Annotated in this window: 13 protein-coding genes; 5 read left to right on the top strand and 8 right to left on the bottom strand. The window is 54.7% G+C overall.

Translation table 11 applies throughout. The annotated features are described in order from the left end of the window. Window positions 1-194: 194 nt before the first annotated feature. From F4555_RS10025 to F4555_RS10010, 4 genes are all read left to right on the top strand, one after another. Entirely contained in the window at window positions 195-896 is a 702-nt protein-coding gene (locus F4555_RS10025) for a hypothetical protein (RefSeq protein WP_004015938.1), read from the top strand. A gap of 42 nt (window positions 897-938) precedes the next feature. Further along, the gene (gene trxB, locus F4555_RS10020) at window positions 939-1,874 is read left to right on the top strand and encodes a thioredoxin-disulfide reductase (protein ID WP_004013490.1); all 936 of its coding nucleotides are present in this window, start codon (window positions 939-941) and stop codon (window positions 1,872-1,874) included. A 122-nt stretch (window positions 1,875-1,996) separates the two neighbouring features. Beyond that, entirely contained in the window at window positions 1,997-2,323 is a 327-nt protein-coding gene (trxA, locus tag F4555_RS10015; protein ID WP_004013491.1) for a thioredoxin, read from the top strand. 116 nt (window positions 2,324-2,439) lie between these two features. Next, window positions 2,440-3,675, top strand: a complete 1,236-nt coding sequence (locus F4555_RS10010; RefSeq protein ID WP_004015939.1) for an aminotransferase-like domain-containing protein — start codon at window positions 2,440-2,442, stop codon at window positions 3,673-3,675. Here the strand turns inward: F4555_RS10010 and F4555_RS10005 are convergent. The 8 genes from F4555_RS10005 to rpmH form a co-directional block, all read right to left on the bottom strand. Continuing rightward, on the bottom strand, window positions 3,659-4,687 hold the full coding sequence (locus F4555_RS10005; RefSeq protein ID WP_004013493.1) for a ParB/RepB/Spo0J family partition protein: 1,029 nt from the start codon (window positions 4,685-4,687) through the stop codon (window positions 3,659-3,661). The two genes, F4555_RS10010 and F4555_RS10005, sit on opposite strands and share 17 nt — an antisense overlap. Window position 4,688: 1 nt before the next feature. After that, window positions 4,689-5,654 (bottom strand): ParA family protein, encoded by a 966-nt coding sequence (locus F4555_RS10000; RefSeq protein ID WP_004013494.1) that lies wholly within the window; start codon window positions 5,652-5,654, stop codon window positions 4,689-4,691. A gap of 2,409 nt (window positions 5,655-8,063) precedes the next feature. Next, window positions 8,064-8,738 (bottom strand): 16S rRNA (guanine(527)-N(7))-methyltransferase RsmG, encoded by a 675-nt coding sequence (gene rsmG, locus F4555_RS09995; protein WP_004015943.1) that lies wholly within the window; start codon window positions 8,736-8,738, stop codon window positions 8,064-8,066. Next, window positions 8,735-9,337 (bottom strand): Jag family protein, encoded by a 603-nt coding sequence (locus F4555_RS09990; RefSeq protein ID WP_004013499.1) that lies wholly within the window; start codon window positions 9,335-9,337, stop codon window positions 8,735-8,737. The genes rsmG and F4555_RS09990 overlap by 4 nt, the downstream gene beginning before the upstream one ends. Before the next feature lie 26 nt (window positions 9,338-9,363). Beyond that, window positions 9,364-10,701, bottom strand: coding sequence for a membrane protein insertase YidC (gene yidC / locus F4555_RS09985; protein ID WP_004015394.1), 1,338 nt, complete (start codon window positions 10,699-10,701; stop codon window positions 9,364-9,366). After that, window positions 10,692-11,054 carry a membrane protein insertion efficiency factor YidD gene (gene yidD / locus F4555_RS09980; RefSeq protein WP_081455765.1) on the bottom strand — a complete coding sequence of 121 codons (363 nt, stop codon included), beginning with the start codon at window positions 11,052-11,054 and terminating at the stop codon, window positions 10,692-10,694. Before yidD ends, yidC begins: the two co-directional genes overlap by 10 nt. A gap of 5 nt (window positions 11,055-11,059) precedes the next feature. Next, window positions 11,060-11,389, bottom strand: coding sequence for a ribonuclease P protein component (gene rnpA / locus F4555_RS09975; RefSeq protein ID WP_231282841.1), 330 nt, complete (start codon window positions 11,387-11,389; stop codon window positions 11,060-11,062). A 27-nt stretch (window positions 11,390-11,416) separates the two neighbouring features. Next, window positions 11,417-11,554 (bottom strand): 50S ribosomal protein L34, encoded by a 138-nt coding sequence (gene rpmH / locus F4555_RS09970; protein ID WP_004013502.1) that lies wholly within the window; start codon window positions 11,552-11,554, stop codon window positions 11,417-11,419. Window positions 11,555-11,788: 234 nt separating this feature from the next. On the opposite strand from rpmH, the gene dnaA reads away from it, so the two are divergent. After that, complete coding sequence (dnaA, locus tag F4555_RS09965) at window positions 11,789-13,390, top strand: chromosomal replication initiator protein DnaA (RefSeq protein ID WP_004013503.1); 1,602 nt, start codon at window positions 11,789-11,791, stop codon at window positions 13,388-13,390. The last annotated feature ends 313 nt before the right edge of the window (window positions 13,391-13,703 follow it).

Below are 13,703 nucleotides of genomic sequence, written 5' to 3'. Positions count from 1 at the left end.
TACCATGCGTCAAGGCAGGCTGCCTTAACGCAGCCAGAGCCTTTCCCTGGCCAGACTAGGATACAAGCCCCGGCTCGAGACACAAAACACTTTTCCACAGCCTGTGGAAAAGAACTGGTTAGTACTTATACGTGGGCAGTGCCGGAGATGGCACCTCATGAACCAGTAGAATAAAACCTACAGAGAGGAACACCATGAGCGAAACCCCACCCCCAGCACCGCAGACGCAGCCACCGCAAACAACGGCTCCGGGCGACCCGGGCGACCCGGCCAACCCCAGCCAAGCCGAATCGCGATTCACGATAATCAGTGTAGTCCAGGGCATAATCGCGGTGTTCGTGGTGGCGATGCTGGTGTGGATGTGGCCACGACCCGCCACTACGAACGCGAAACACAGCCTGGATTTGTCGACAGACCCGAATATGGCCATTGTGCCAGAGGCCGAACCGGCACCGATACCCATCGCCGGGGTGACCTCGGTTTCAGGGATAAAAGACGGCTGGGATCACCCCGAACTGGCCGGGCTGGCGGCGGACGGGAAACCGGAGACCTCGTGGCGAACCGCCTCGATGCGCGACGCTACCCTGGTGGGAGGGCGCGGCTACGGACTGGTGATAAACCTGGGGGAAACCCCGGTGCGGGTGCGTAAAGTAGTGGTGACATCTTCGGCTCACGGCGGACAACTGGAGCTACGCCAGCCCGCCGATGGCCAGCCCGCCGATAGTCAACCCGCCGGGGGCACCCTGCTGGGCGCTTTGCCGCTGAGCAACACCACGGCATTTAACCTGGACACCCCAGTGCTTACCAAACAGCTGGTGTTGTGGTCGACGAATCTGCCGACCGCGCCGGGCGGAGGCTTTCGCCTGATGATATCCGAGGTACAAGTGTTGGGCTAGGATGGAAGCAAGTTCGTTCCTGAAGGAATTGGAGGGATTATTTTGTACGACGTGATTATTATCGGTTCGGGACCGGCCGGGTACACTGCGGCCGTCTATACCTCGCGTGCCGCGCTGAAAACCCTGATTGTGGCAGGTTCGGTGGGTTACGGCGGAATGCTGATGAACACGACTTTGGTGGAAAACTATCCCGGTTTCAAAGACGGCATCCAAGGACCGGATTTGATGGAAGAAATGCGCGAACAGGCACAACGTTTCGGGGCGGAAATGATTTACGAAGACGCCACTGCCTTGGATTTGGCCGGCGACGTGAAAACCGTGACCACCGACGATGCGACCTACCAGGCGCGGGCGGTGATTATCGCCACCGGTTCGGGCTACCGCACCCTGGATGTTCCCGGCGAGGCCGAACATCTGGGTCACGGGGTGTCCTATTGTGCGACTTGCGACGGGTTTTTCTTTAAGGGGCAGCCGATAATGGTGGTGGGCGGCGGGGATTCCGCGATGGAAGAAGCCACGTACTTGACGAACTTCGGTTCCTCGGTGACCCTGGTGCATCGTCGCGAAGGATTCCGCGCCTCGAAGGCTATGCAGCAAAAGGCGCTGTCCGACCCCAAGATTCAGTTTAAGCTAAACCGGGTGGTAGATTCCATCAACGGAACCGACAAGGTCGAAACCGTGACCTTGCGCGACACGGTGACCGGTGAAACCGAGACGGTCGAGGTCGGCGGCTTGTTCATCGCGGCGGGTCATATTCCGCGCACCGAGTTGGTGCGTGACCAGCTGCGCTTGGACGACCTGGGCAATATTTGGGTGGATTCCCCCACCACCAAGACTTCGCTGCCGGGCGTGTTCGCGGCCGGCGATGTCACCGACGCGCTGTATCGCCAGGCGGTGACTTCGGCGGGGACTGGGTGCAAGGCTGCGATTGACGCCGAGCGTTACTTGAAGGATCTCGAGGCGCAAGCTCGGTCTTAGGGTGGCGGTTTTCGCCGTTATCATGGGGTTTCACGAGGGGCTTGCCCGTTTTTGTGGCAATAAATGCTGTTACCCATTACAATAAGTAAAATAGCACGTTCGCGCACAGGAAGGTTGATATTATGTCAAACGCTTTGGAAGTTAACGAAAGCAATTTCAGTGAAGAGGTTTTGCGATCCGAAACCCCGGTTCTAGTGGATTTCTGGGCCACCTGGTGTGCGCCCTGCCGCCAGATGGGACCCATTATTGACCAGTTGGCCGCCGAATACGGCAATGACCTTAAGATTGTCAAATGTGATGTCGACCAGAATCCGGCCTTGCAAATGAAGTACCAGATATCGTCAATTCCGGCTTTCCACCTGTTCAAGGGCGGCGAGTCCATCGCCGAGTTCATTGGGGGTCGCCCGAAGAATCAGCTGCGTGACGAAATCAGCACCGCTTTAGCATAAGTAATATCCCAGTTTTCCGCTTTAAGGGGAACTGGGATTATTATTTTAATTTTTACGAGTTTATTTTTTATCTGCGCCTAAGGCTTGGATTAATCTAAATTAACGAGGTTTTATTTATGGATTCAAATACGCATTCCCACATTGATTGGGCTCCGGCTTTCTCGGCTCGCGCCCAGAACCTGAAAATCAGCCAAACTCGCGCCCTGTTCGCGGTGGCTTCCCGCCCAGAAGTTGTTTCTTTGGCCGGGGGAATGCCGAATCTGAAGGATTTACCATTACATGATATCGCCCGTTCTTTCGGGACACTGTTCGACCAAAACGGGGCCACCGCGATGCAATACGGCGGCGGCCAGGGATACGAGGCGCTGCGCGAGCAAATCACCGACATCATGAGCTTAGAGGGAATCTCAGCTTCCGCTGCCAATGTGACCATTACCTGCGGGTCACAACACGCCCTGGACTTGGTAACCCAGTTGTTTGTTGACCCGGGCGAACCCATCCTGGTGGAAGCCCCGTCCTATGTGGGGGCACTGTCCGTGTTTCACTCCTACCAGTGTGACGTGCACCACGTGTTGATGGACGATGATGGACTGATTCCCGAGGCTCTAGAGGAAGCCGCCACGGCTCTGGAGGCGGCCGGACGACCGGCCAAATTCCTGTATACGGTGCCGAATTTTCACAACCCCGGGGGTATGACCCTAGCGGAAACCCGCCGCCCCCAGATAGTCGAAATCTGTGCCCGCCACGGGATTTTGATTCTCGAAGACAACCCCTATGGTTTGCTGGGTTTCGATGGGCACCTGTTCCCCGCCTTGCAACCCCTTAACCCCGAGGGGATTATCTACTTGGGGTCGTTTTCCAAGATGTTCGCCCCCGGGTTTCGTATCGGCTGGGTTTTAGCGCCCAAGCAAATCACCGAAAAACTGGTAGTCGCCAACGAAACCGCTATCCTGTGCCCCCCGATGGCCGCCCAGATGACCATATCTACGTATCTGCGGGATTTCGACTGGTATGGCCAAGTCGACAAGTTCCGGGTCATGTACCGAGGCCGGGCGCGCGCCGCCCTGGAAGCCCTGGCAAAGTTTTTGCCGGATTGCACCTGGACGCAACCTAAAGGTGGCTTCTATACCTGGGTGCATTTCCCGTCGGGTATCAACACCTGGGATATGCTGCCACGCGCGGTACAAAATCTGGTGGCCTATGTTTCCGGTTCGGCTTTCTATACTGACGGACGCGGCACCGATTACCTGCGTATCGCCTACTGCTATCCCCCCGAGGAAGAAATCCGCGAGGGTATCCGTCGCCTCGCTGTCACCGTAGCACAAGAAAAAGAACTCAATGGCGCGAAATAAATTCGACGATTCGGTTCAGGTCGGCTTCGTCGGCAAACTCGATAGAAATACTGCCCTTGTGCTTGCCCACCTGCAGGTTAACCCGAGTTTGCAGTAAATCTTCCAGTTTCGTTTTACTTTCCATGAGGTGCTCGCTCAACGCCGGCTTCACCCTCGGTTTGCGTTCCCGCTTCGGTTTCTCGGCCTCGCCCAAGGAAACAATTTCCTCGGTTGCTCGAACCGACAAGCCCTCCGCTACGATTCTGTCCGCCAAAGCAGCCATCGCCTCATGATTACCAATACCCAACAAAGCCCGAGCGTGACCCGCCGAAATCACCCCCGCCGCCACCTTAACCTGCACCGTTGCCGGCAGTTTCAATAAACGCAAGGTATTAGAAATCTGGGGGCGGGAACGCGATAATTTCTTCGCCAAAAGCTCTTGTGTAATTCCGAACTCCGCAATCATCTGCTGGTACGCAGCGGCCTCTTCCAAGGGATTCAAATTCACACGCTGCAGATTCTCCAGCAACGCATCCCGACGCATATCCTCATCCGCTGTTTCGCGGATAATCGCCGGAATCTGACGTTTACCCGCCAGCTTCGAGGCTCGCCAGCGGCGCTCCCCCATCACCAGCTCGTAGCGTGATTCGCCACCAGAATCCTCTAAAGGACGCACCACAATCGGCTGTAACACACCCACAGATTTAATCGATTCAGCCAATTCCCGCAAGGCCTCTTCATCGAAAACCTCACGCGGCTGATTCGGATTCGGCACCACCGACTGCAACGGAAGCTCGGCCATACGCATCCCCGGCACCGCCACCAACTCGGGCTCTCCTTTAGATTTCGAGTTACCCTTAGCCTTCGTCTGGGTGCGCGGGGAACGCGGATTCAACAAATCATGTACCTTCGCGTCCTCCGGGCTAGCCTGCGAGCCATGCTTTGGCGGCACAATCACATCCACCCCGCGACTGGCCGGAGCCGGCGGAATCAAAGCCCCCAGACCACTGCCCAACGCGCGTTTCTTTGCCATCCTAACTTTCCTTTTCCTGTAACTTCCGCAACAACTCCACCCCGGCCATCTGATACGACAGTGAGCCCTGGGAATTCTTGTCGTAAGACACCACCGTTTTCTGCCACGACGGAGCCTCTGATATCGTCACCTGACGCGGAATTGTCGTCTCTAAAGTCTGATCCGGGTAATGCGAACGCACATCCGACTCTACCTGGGAAGACAGATTCGTGCGTCGATCGAACATTGTAACCAAAAAGGCCAGCACATCCAACTTCGGGTTCAAACCCGCTTTAATTTTCTCTACCGTATCCGTCAACAGGGAAATCCCCTCCAAGGCGTAATACTCTGCCTGAACCGGTATCAACACCCACCTAGCCGCGCAAAACGCATTCAAGGTCAACAAACCCAAAGATGGCGGACAATCAATCAACACCAAAGTACCCTGGTGATCCTCGAGATAGGTATCCAACACCAACTGTAGATAATAAGCGCGTTCCTCGTCATCTGCCAGTTCCATCTCAATCCCGGCCAAATCCACCGTAGCCGGAACCACCAGTAAACTCGGTTCATCCGGGCAGGGCTGCGCCACATCCTGCAGTACCTTTTTCCCCGCCATTACCTCGTATAGAGATGGTGTCCCCACGGTGTGTTCAATCCCCAGAGCTGTCGAAGCATTACCTTGGGGGTCAGAATCCACGACCAACACCTTCACCCCGCGCTGCGCCAAAGCCACCGCCACGTTCGCCACCGTCGTGGTCTTACCCACCCCACCCTTTTGGTTAGCCACCGCCACCACATGATTCTGGGTCAGCTGCGGGACATCCAAGTCACTGACTTTGCGCCGTAGCTCCATCGCTTTACGCAGGTCGCGGGCAATCGGAGTGTCGTCCTCTGATTTAGGGACATGAGGGCGAAGATTGCGATGAATCGAATGTTCACGTTCGGTGTGAGGCACGAGCACCTTGGGGCGTTCTTCAAAGTCCACTGTTATTCCTTCCTTTGTAACCAGTTTAGTGCATGTTTCGCCCTGAAAAAATCGTTTCCCTTTACACTTTTAATCCACAAGTTATCCACAGATTTATCCCCGTTAAATCAACAATCATCAACTTTTTTCCACAGACTACTCTTCTCTGCGCTTGGTAGTACGCAAAAATTTTACTCTCACCGGTTCGCTTTTTCATGAGGTGCTTTTGGCGCTCTGGCCGTTCGCGGGTCCGCGTCGGCCACCTCCGCCTGGCGGCTCGCGGGTGCGCGCTCGCGGGACGGAGAGGGGGTGTTTTAGTGCTTCGGCGGCGGCGGCAAATCGTTGCCGCCGCTTAATCGCCTTCGCCAGTTACTGCGCCGATATGCGGCTGACACCGCGCGGCGCAGCCCCTCAACTTTTTGCTTGCGCAAAAAGTTTCACCTCTCAGTCTCGCTTCGCGTCGCACTCCGCTTAGCCGCTCGCAGGGACGCATCCGCTTGGCGCTCTGAATCGAAACGGCCGGGCTAGCTATGGTTTGTCCTATAACTCTTAGCGGCTACGCCGCTAAGAGAAATGTCGGTAAACCATGAATCGCCACGCTGTGGCGCGCGGGCAAAGCCCGCACATCGCCACAGTCACCGTGTGGAGGCGGCTAGCGACAGCAACGATTTGCTGTCGCCGCCGAAACTCCGCAAACGGCGAAGCCGTAATAGCCACCCCGCACGAGCGCCTCGCTCGATAAAACTCCAAATGTTTCACGTGAAACATATAAAATCCCGCACCACCATCCCATCCTGGCCTGGGCATCACCGCCACGAAACCGTTTCACGTGAAACATTTGATGCATAGTCTGAGTGAGCGATGGTGGTGCGGAAACGTGCGACGCGAAGCGAGACTGAGGGGTGAAACTTTTTGCGCAAGCAAAAAGTTGAGGGGAAACTTCCCCTCTTCGTCTCGCGAGCGCGCACCCCTAGCGGCTAAGCGAAGTCGTAGAAGCGTAACGCGAGCGGCTAAGCGGAGTGCGACGCGGAGCGAGACTGAGGGGTGAAACTTTTGTGTCAGCAAAAGTTGAGGGGCTGCGCCGCGCGGTGTCAGCCGCATATCGGCGCAGTAACTGGCGAAGGCGATTAAGCGGCGGCAACGATTTGCCGCCGCCGCCGAAGCACTAAAACACCCCTCTTCGTCTCGCGAGCGCGCACCCGCGAGCCGCCGGGCGGAGGTGGCCGACGCGCACCCGCCACCCACCCGCACGCCAAACAAAAATGGCAATTGGAAATTACAAATGTTTGGCGAGGCACGCGATGCGGGCTAGATCGTAATTGATCGAAGTGATACGATTTCCAGATGATTAGCCATTTGAAGGTTTAGCCTACAGGCATTTCTGACTGTAGGCTAAACAAAAATATTCAAGATTACTAGCACCACACTAGGAGGTGTTCCAAGTAAGGCTAAAAGCGTGCTTCTGAATGAGAATTAGAAATCTGAGATGTATTCTTAGTGTCGCGGTGAATGTATCGCCAAATTGCAACAGCAAAAACAACTACTACAACCACGGTTACGATACTAAGAATGATTCCGAAAATACTTGTTACGACTGCCGCTTGCATACGTTAATCCTTTCGATGCGACGAGTAAATCAATTGTGGGTTGTATACGCAGAAGAGCCATCGACATTGACTTGCATCCAAGCCGTCCACCCAGCTGGGAAGCCTTTAAATGCGACATCAAAATCAGCCGATAAGCGCACCTGCGTGTTACTTATACGATCAAATCTGAAATTGGTCATAAATCCGCACAAGATGCGATGATTGTACCTGCCATAGTCAGTAATTTTGCTTCCCTTTTGACAGGTTCAACTCGTGGGTTCATGGAATCCAACATGTGCCCAGCTTTATACCTTTTAACTAGGTTCTGTACTGTGTCCTTTTCGACGCCGTAGCTGATGAACTCCGTGAGTATTGAAAATTCTTCCGTTTTCGTCAACTGAACCACATCATCAGTTTGTCATTGTCTTATCCTTTCAATTTTTCCGTCACCTATGACGGGTGGGTAGGTTATGAATCTGAGTACCTGTCTACGTCTTATCAGGTACTCATACCTCATAATGTACCATAGTCTTTCCACGTCAGACAACAGTTCCGAGGCCAAAAAATAGCCGCTACTCTAATTTTTTAGTAGCAAAAAAACACAGCGGTTGTATCGAGCCTGCGCAATTTCATATCTTTCACATAATCCGGCCTCGAAGCGGTGATGCAGGGCAGCAGGTGGGCTGGTGGTGCATGATTCTTTATGTTTCACGTGAAACATTTCGAGTTTTATCGAGCGAGGCGGACCCGAGAGCCGTCAGGCGTGGGTGGCGGACAGCACCCGCGAGCGGTCAGAGCGCAACAAACACAGGTGAACCTTCAGGGAGCAATAGCAGGTTATAAGTTAGGAGTGTTTGGTGAGGCGCGCAACGCGGGTGATTTCACCGGTAACCGGGGTGACCACTTCGAGGATTTCGGGGAAAGTCACGTGGCATTTGCGAAACACGTTATGCTGTTTCGCCGCCTCGACCTCGCCGGCCACGGATTCACCTTTCAAAAACAGCATGGTTCCTTTGGGTCGCACCAGGGGTGCCACCCAGCCCAGCAAGGTACTCAGGTTCCCTACCGCCCGGGCGGTCACAAAGGGGAAATGTTCTTTCCCGTGTAAATCCTCTGCCCGAGCTCGCAACACTCGCACATTATCTAGGTCGAGTTCCGCACTGACCCACTCTAGCCACTGGCAGCGTTTATCCATGGACTCGATTAGGGTCACATCCAAATCCGGCCGGGCGATAGCCAGCACCAGACCGGGCAGCCCGGCACCGCTGCCTACGTCAGCTACGGAAGTACATTCGGGCAGAAAATCACTGAGCACCGCGCAATTCAAAATATGGCGCGACCAAATCCGCGCGGGTTCTTTGGGTCCGACCAACCCGCGTTCCAGGCCTTCGTGGCACAGCAGTTCCACGAAATACCGCATGGCATTGCGTTGAAATCCAAAGTAACTGCCGACCCCTTCGGGTTCCACCTCGGGATGAATTTCAAGGGAGTTGGCCGCATCCTCCGGATGGCTACTCATGAATCCGATTCCGCGTCGGTGGCTTCGTAATCCGCATCGTCACTGTCGGCTTCATCGAGGGAAAGCACCACATAGCGGTTGGGTGCCACCCCTTCGGATTCCGAATAGAGACCCAGGGCGGCGGCCGCATCGTGACAGACCTTACGTTCGAAGGGATTCATCGGGGCGAGGCGCACCGGCTCGCCGGTATCCTTGACCTGGGCGGCTTTCTGTTCCACCAGGGCTTGCAGTTCATCACGGCGATCCGCGCGGTAACCGATAACATCGAGCATCAACCGGGAACGCTCCCCCGTCTGGGTTTGCACCGCCAGGCGGGTGAGCTCTTGGAGGGATTCCAGGACTTCCCCGTGACGACCCACCAGGCGACGCAGACGCCGGTCAGGTTCCCCGTCAGTGACGATTTCAACCAGGGCACGCCCGTTTTCCACGTCTATCTCGATATCCCCATCCAAGTCAGCGATATCCAGCAATTCCTCGAGGTAGTCGGCCGCAATATCGCCTTCGGCCTCGAGACGCTCTAACTTAGTGCCGCGATGCGCGACGATTTCGGTTTCTTCTTCGATGATTTCAATGTCGTTCATATCATCAATGGCAGTCATGGTAATCCCCGGTTTCTCTTGTGTAACTAGTGTGATGTATTCCTCTTGTTGTTTTTCTGCTTCTGTTTCTTCTTCTTGGCTTGACGTTCAGCGGCGCGTCGTTCGGCTTGTTTCTGGGCGCGCTGGGCGGCGGTCAGTCCATCTTTCCCGACGACATCCTCGCGCGCCGCCTCGGTTTCGGCACGTTCCTCGGCCATATCGGCTTCGAACTGGGCTTTGTACTGTTCCCACCCCTTCTGGCCGGGCTGCATCCGCTGCCCCGCCGTGTTCCCCACAGCATCGACAGTGCCCAGGTTTATCTCGGGTAAACCCAGTTCCATGCGGTGTTTTTCCAGTAAATGAATGTGGTTCAAGCGGGCTTGACGAATTGCCACCTGGACGCCCTTGTGGTTAAGGCCTTCCTCGTTAAGTTCAATGCGTTCGAGTTCAGCCGCCAGTTTAGCTTCTTCCTTTTCGCGGAAGGCTTCGAATTTCTTTTCATGAGCTGCCTCGCGCCACTTTGCGGCAGCCGAACCGCGAGTGGGGAAAGCGCGCATAATAAAGAACTGCTGCAAAATCATCCAGGTATTAGAGGTCACCCAATACACCAACAGCCCAACCTGTACCACCGGCCCAGTAAACAGGTACATCAGCGGCATCAGGTACATCATAGACTTGGTGGATTTCACCATGGGATTGTCAGAATTCAACTGTTCTTGACTCATGTTCTTCATAGTCAAAAACGCGGTTTGGAACAGCATTGACAGCACCAAATAAGCCACCATCAAGCCAACCACAATCTTCGTCGACATTATGGAGCCCGGCCCGAACATGGTCAAACCCAGTGATTGCCCAAAGAAAGTGGAATGCCACAAATCCTGGGCTTGTACTTGCCCCATCCCACCGATGGAATCATGCCCTGGCAGCACCCCATCCGCAATGGGTTTCATATTGTACAAAAGTCGGTAAAGCGCAAAGAAAACCGGCATTTGAAACAGTATCGGCAAGCAAGAGGCACTCATAGAGGCTCCGTATTTACGCTGTACCGCGCGGGTTTCCTCTTGCATCCGAATCATAGACTGCTGGTCGCGCTTACCCTTGTATTTCTTTTGGATGGCGCTCATCTCAGGTTGTGCCAAGCTCATAGCACGGGTGGCCTTGATTTGCTTCACGAACAGGGGCACCAGCAGCAAACGCACGAAAACTGTCAAGCCCACAATTGACAGTACCCAGCCGACTCCAGCCCCGCTGCTGACACCAGCCAGGGCTAGCAACTCGTGAATCCCGCGCATAATCCAACCGATAACCCACATAAAGGGATAGAGAATCTTGTCGTAAAGCGCAAGATTACCGGGTCCCGCAGCGGGAACAATAGTTAGCAACACGGCAGAACCTCCGAGAATTTACCGTCACGCACGGCAGGGCTTTCAGCGTAGGCGGCAGCGGTGACAGAACCCGGGGCATGCCACGGGTTTTTCCACGCTCCACGCACCGGTGGGTAGTCGACCCCCCCGTCGCTCAGGGGGTTGCAGCGCATGAGGCGCCATCCGATAAGCAGCAGCCCTTTGCCCAGACCGTGCACTTCCAGAGCAAGGTCGGCATAGCGGGAGCAGGAAGGGTAATATTTGCATCGCGGCCCGATTACTAACGAGAAACTATGCTGGTAGAGATGCACCAGAAAACGAGCGCTATTGGCCGGGAGATGCCAAATGCTTCTGCATAAATGTGTTACGCTCATCGTTCTCAATTCTTTTGCTGGGGGCGTTGCCAGCCTGCAATAAGTGATTCTAACTGACTATCAAGTTCACGGTATGCTACCTTATCGGCGGCGGGTCGAGCCAGGAAAACCGTCAGACTGCCAGGGGGAAATTCACCTAAATGTTCGCGTACTGCTCCCCGCAGCCGGCGCTTCACCAAGTTACGTCTAGTGGCCAGTCGTACCGACTTCTTGGGCACCACCAAACCAATCCTGGCGGGATAGCTAGAATCTTGCCAGTATTGAAAACCAATGAAATGCCTTTGAGTGCGGCGCTGCCCGCGTCGCATCACCAGACGATATTCAGTGGCTTTCACCAAACGGTTTACTTTGGCCAGCAAAACCTAGACCGCGAGTTGCTTCCGGCCGCGACGACGACGCGCGGAAATCACGGCGCGCCCGGCGCGGGTAGCCATGCGGTTGCGGAAACCATGCTTCTTAGCACGGCGACGGTTATGTGGCTGGTAGGTACGCTTAGTCACTTTCACTCCTGCATAAAATATAATCCCGAGAACTTTCCCGAGCCTCAAGTTGGTCACAAGACAGACCCCAATTGTAGTGAATAAGCCGCCAGCGGCGCAAATTCAGGTGAAAGCCACCTAAACTTGCGAGGGCACCCCCAGGAAAAAAATTCGCTAACACCGCAGAACACCCGGAAGTTACAAGCGTGTAACTTTATCCACAGACTGTGGAAAACTTTGTGGATTTAAGAATTTATGCCAAGCTTTAGACAGATTTTCTCCCGTCGCAGTGAAAGGTGTGTTAACTTGGTCGCTTCTGGTACCTCCACATCCTATGAAGCCGGGGATTTCTTAAGTCCAGCCCTGGATGAACTCCGGGAATCCGGGAAAATTAGTGATTTTGATTTGGTGTTACTGCGCCAATCCAAGGCCTTGGCACACAACGAAGATGCCGCAGTACTGGCGGTGCCCGGGACGATGGTCAAAGGCATTATTGATGCCAAGTACACCCCGGATTTGAAAGCCGCATTTTCAAAAATTTTGGGTAAAACCATCAATAACCTGGTAATCACGGTTGATGAAGGCCTGGTAAAACAGAATTCCGCCACCACGCCGGGCGCCACCCCGAAAAATATCGGGATAACCTCACCGCTTACGTCGCCAAACGGGATGGCGCCTCGTGAAAACAACCCCAACCTCGAAAACCCCAACCCAAACCCGTCCCTAACCACCCCCAATACCACCCCCACGGGCAACCTGGCCAACCCCGCCACCATCCCCGCCCCGATACCAGCCAGTATGCAAATCGACCGTAACACCGGGCTAAATCCCATGTATACCTTCGAATCATTCGTGATTGGATCGTCGAACTCGTTTACGGCCGCCGCCGCCGAATCCGTGGTAGTTTCACCCGCCCAGGCCTATAACCCGCTGTTTATCTATGGCGGTTCCGGCCTGGGGAAAACTCACCTGTTACACGCCATCGGTAACTATGCCCTGGAACTGTATCCCCAGGCCAAGGTGCGCTACGTGTCCTCTGAGGAATTCACCAATGACTTCATCAACGCCATTGCCACCCAGACTTTCCCAGAATTGCAAGCCAAATATCGGGAAGTGGATTTCTTGCTGATTGACGACATCCAGTTCCTGCAAGGTAAAGAACAAACCCTAGAGGAATTTTTCCACACATTTAACACCCTGCACACCGCGCGTAAACAGGTGGTGATTACCTCGGATGTGCCCCCCAAGGAACTGAAATCCTTCGAGGAACGCATCAAGAGCCGCCTGGAGTGGGGGCTGCTGACCGATATTCAACCGCCGAACCTGGAAACACGCATCGCGATTTTGCGCCGCAAATCCGCCCAGGAGAATCTGCAGGGCTACGACGACGCGGTCTTGGAATACATTGCCTCGAATATTTCTTCGAATATTCGCGAACTAGAAGGTGCCCTGTTGCGGGTTACGGCCTATGCGGCTTTGTCGGGTGGTGGTTCCGTGTCGCTTGACACCGCGAAAGAGATTTTGCGCGATTTCATTACCGGGCGCAACACCCGCGACATCACCCCACAGATGATTATTGAACAGACCGCGCAGTATTTCGGGTTGGAGGTTGACGAAATTATGTCCACCGACCGGTCGCGTACCGTGGTTAATTCGCGCCAGGTCGCGATGTATTTGTGTCGGGAGTTGACCGAGTTATCGCTGCCGAAAGTCGGCGAGGCTTTCGGGGGGCGTGACCACACGACGGTGATGCACGCGGTAAAGAAAATCGAAAAAACCATCAACGAGGATTCCCAGACATACCAGTCGATTACCGAGATTACGAACCAAATACGGCGCGCTGCGGTGCGCGGGTGAAACTCAAAGAGCACCACCGCCACCGCGCGAAGGCGTTAAAAACACCCCTAATTTGGCCGTTTCCGAATTACCTTAAACGACGCAGCCGCAAGCATCACGGGCAAAGTCCAGGTATGGTGGGGTTCATGAGGTGCATACCAGGATTCCCCGCAAATTGCCGTAAATCTGTCTTTATCTTTAATTCCTCGGATTATTTTCCCCAGCTTGTGGAATCACCCGGTGGAAACCTGGGGATGACGGTGGAAAAACCCTTGGGAAAACTTGTTGATAAGCCTGTGGGTAAGTGGGGGTTGGCTTGGGGAAGAATCTGGGG

This window comes from Mobiluncus mulieris, from assembly GCF_014204735.1.
GTDB classification, from domain to species: Bacteria; Actinomycetota; Actinomycetes; order Actinomycetales; family Actinomycetaceae; genus Mobiluncus; species Mobiluncus mulieris.
The sequence above is the reverse complement of the archived record's forward strand: the minus strand, read 5'-3'. Positions and strand labels throughout refer to the sequence as shown.

Coding starts and splice junctions, on each gene's coding strand:
- F4555_RS10025 (WP_004015938.1), top strand. CDS start 195: ATGAGCGAAACCCCACCCCCAGCACCGCAGACGCAGCCACCGCAAACA.
- trxA (WP_004013491.1), top strand. CDS start 1,997: ATGTCAAACGCTTTGGAAGTTAACGAAAGCAATTTCAGTGAAGAGGTT.
- F4555_RS10010 (WP_004015939.1), top strand. CDS start 2,440: ATGGATTCAAATACGCATTCCCACATTGATTGGGCTCCGGCTTTCTCG.
- F4555_RS10005 (WP_004013493.1), bottom strand. CDS start 4,687: ATGGCAAAGAAACGCGCGTTGGGCAGTGGTCTGGGGGCTTTGATTCCG.
- rsmG (WP_004015943.1), bottom strand. CDS start 8,738: ATGAGTAGCCATCCGGAGGATGCGGCCAACTCCCTTGAAATTCATCCC.
- F4555_RS09990 (WP_004013499.1), bottom strand. CDS start 9,337: ATGACTGCCATTGATGATATGAACGACATTGAAATCATCGAAGAAGAA.
- yidD (WP_081455765.1), bottom strand. CDS start 11,054: ATGAGCGTAACACATTTATGCAGAAGCATTTGGCATCTCCCGGCCAAT.
- dnaA (WP_004013503.1), top strand. CDS start 11,789: ATGCCAAGCTTTAGACAGATTTTCTCCCGTCGCAGTGAAAGGTGTGTT.